Below are 2,797 nucleotides of genomic sequence, written 5' to 3'. Positions count from 1 at the left end.
CAATTGCACCGGCTTTTTCAGCTTCTTCAAGAGATGCTGTACCTGCGAGAAACCCCAGTTTTACGGCAAGTCTGGAAAGAGTACCTGTTTTATTGCGTACCATGGCTGTGTATTCTTCTACACCTGGAATCATCTGGGGATTTCTGTGCCAGAGAATATCCATAGCCTGTCCTAAATGAAGACGTCTCAGTTCCAATAGAAAAAGCTCGTAAAATTTTAATTTTTCTGAATCAGACAGGTGAAGATTTTTTATACAAACTGAACTTTCAAAGTAAAGCCAGGAGCCTGCATTTAAAGCAATATCAAGTCCGTAAGTAATATGTGCGGCCGGCTTTCCCCGTCTTGTATCAGCACAATCTTCAATATCGTCATGAATAAGACTTGCATTATGAGCGAATTCAACTAGAGGTGTGATTTCATATGCCTGTTCAATTAATTTTTGAATTTCTGAATCAGCCTGCTTTTTTACTTTTGCTGTTAGTTCAGCACATAAAATCAGAAGTAAAGGGCGCCAGCGCTTACCGCCCAGAGAAATTAAGTTTTTGCATGGTTCTGTAAGAACTGAAAGATGACTGCTGTTTATACAGGTGTCAACTTTACCAAAAGAATCTGAAATCCATTCTGAGTTATTATTTTGAGGAAGGTATTTATTTAAAATGTTTTCGATTTTTTGCAACCGGTATTGAAATTCAGCATTCATAATCCGTTAAGTATATTATAAGAGTGTGAAAAAATCTATCAATAATAATGCAGGTACATGAGTTTTTTGGTTTGACATCTCTATTTCTATCGGTTATTATAGAAATAATTGATTGTAAGAAATCAATATTACGCAAAACTTTTGTTTGCAAACTAGGAGATTTAAAAATGAACAATGTAATTATGTTCGTCGTTCTCCCGGTTGCAGGAATCGTTCTTGGATGGATAATTCGATGGTGTTATGCCAGATTTCAACTATCTGCGTCAGAACAAAAAGCTGAACGCTTAAGACAGGATGCAATAAAGGAAGCAGAAGCACAGAAAAAAGAAATTTTGCTTGAAGCAAAAGATCAAATCATTCGTGAACGAAAACAGCAGGAACGGGAAGATCGTGAACGACGCGCTGAAGTTCAAAAATACGAAGCGCGGGTAAGCAAAAAAGAAGAGCTGGTTGACAAAAAAGCTGAAGAATTCGAAAAAAAAGAACTCGAATTTACAGACCGCGTCAATGCAATGAAAAAACGTGAAGAGCAGCTTCGCACTCAGGAAGAGCAGTATCGCAAAGAATTAGAGCGTATTTCCGGCCTTTCTGCAAAAGAAGCAAAAGATTTAATCATTAAGAATCTTGAAAACGATGCCCGTCACGATGCACAGGCTTTGCTTAACAAAATTGAGCAGGATGCACAGCTTTCTGCCGAAAAAAAAGCTCAGGAAATTCTTATTTCCACAATTCAGCGGATTGCTACTGAAACAACCGGTGATTTAACTGTTACTACAGTTTCTCTGCCGGGTGATGAAATGAAGGGGCGTATTATTGGTCGTGAAGGCCGTAATATACGGGCACTTGAAACTCTTACTGGTGTTGATATCATTATTGATGACACTCCGGAAGCTGTTGTTATCAGCTGTTTTGACCCTGTTCGTAAAGAAATTGCAAAGCAGTCACTTGAACGGCTTGTTACAGACGGCCGTATTCATCCGGCTCGTATCGAGGAAATCGTTCAAAAGGTAACACGAGAGATTCAGCAGAAGATTTACGAAGAAGGCGAAAAAGTCCTCTTTGATCTCGGAATCCATAATATGAGTCAGGACGGTGTCCGTGCTTTAGGTCGTCTTTACTTCCGTACAAGCTATGGTCAGAATGTTCTTACTCACTCAAAGGAAGTTGCAGAAATTGCTTCTCTGCTTGCAGCTGAAGTTGGTGCAAACAAAGAACTTGCAAAACGTGCAGCCCTTCTTCATGATATTGGTAAAGGTGCAGAAAATGATTCTGACCAGAACCATGCAGAGGTTGGCGCTGAAATGGCACGTAAAATGGGAGAAGATGCAAAGGTTATCAATGCAATTGCTGCCCACCATAACGATGTTGAAGCAACAACTCTAGAAGCTGTAATTGTTCAGATTGCAGATGCAATTAGTGCTGCACGTCCCGGTGCACGCCGTGAAACAGTCGATAACTATGTTAAACGACTGGAAAATCTGGAAGAAACCGCAGAGAAGTTTGCAGGTGTAGAAAAAGCTTATGCTATTCAGGCTGGGCGTGAACTTCGAATCCTGGTTAACAACGAAAAAATTCCAGATGGTGAAGTAAAAGAGCTTGCACAGAAAATTGCAAAACAAATTGAAACGGATATTCGTTATCCGGGACGCATAAAACTTACAATGATTCGTGAGACACGAATTGTAGAATACGCCCGATAAAAAAAACGCACTTCAGATTCTGAGGTGCGTTTTTTTATCAAACAGCTGTTTGAATTTTGTCTATTTTTTTAATAAAAAAGTCTATGTTTGTACCTACAAATAATGCGCAGTAAACTGTAATAAGAGAACCAAAAATCAAATTAAAAATTATTGAAAACCCGGTGATGTTCAGCCGGTTTAAGAAAATTCCGAAAGTTACCATCAGAAGAATCATGATAATCCCCCAGACTATCCATTTTGTCATTGATACCGGTTCTACATCCATATTTTCAATTTTTTCTTTTATTGAAAGATGAAGAGGCTGTGAAGCATATTTTTCTGCAAGTGAAAGATAGTGTACCTGAGTGCGGCATTTTTTACATGTAAGCAGATGAAATGTTATTTTGAGAGGAATATG

Annotated in this window: 3 protein-coding genes; 1 reads left to right on the top strand and 2 read right to left on the bottom strand. The window is 38.8% G+C overall.

The genetic code is table 11. From position 1 onward, the window contains the following. A partial coding sequence (locus ACKI5B_RS00460; RefSeq protein WP_407424986.1) for a polyprenyl synthetase family protein occupies positions 1–700 on the bottom strand: 700 nt, incomplete at its 3' end. Between the two features lie 167 nt (positions 701–867). Here ACKI5B_RS00460 and rny point away from each other — a divergent pair. After that, positions 868–2,400, top strand: coding sequence for a ribonuclease Y (rny, locus tag ACKI5B_RS00455; protein ID WP_407424985.1), 1,533 nt, complete (start codon positions 868–870; stop codon positions 2,398–2,400). Between the two features lie 37 nt (positions 2,401–2,437). On the opposite strand, the gene ACKI5B_RS00450 is transcribed toward rny, so the two are convergent. Further along, positions 2,438–2,797 (bottom strand): hypothetical protein (locus ACKI5B_RS00450; protein ID WP_407424984.1); only part of this gene is annotated, 360 nt, incomplete at its 5' end.

The sequence above is a fragment of the Treponema sp. genome (genome assembly GCF_045657965.1).
In the GTDB taxonomy this organism is placed as follows: domain Bacteria; phylum Spirochaetota; class Spirochaetia; order Treponematales; family Treponemataceae; genus Treponema_D.
This window is presented reverse-complemented; position numbering and strand designations above follow the sequence as displayed.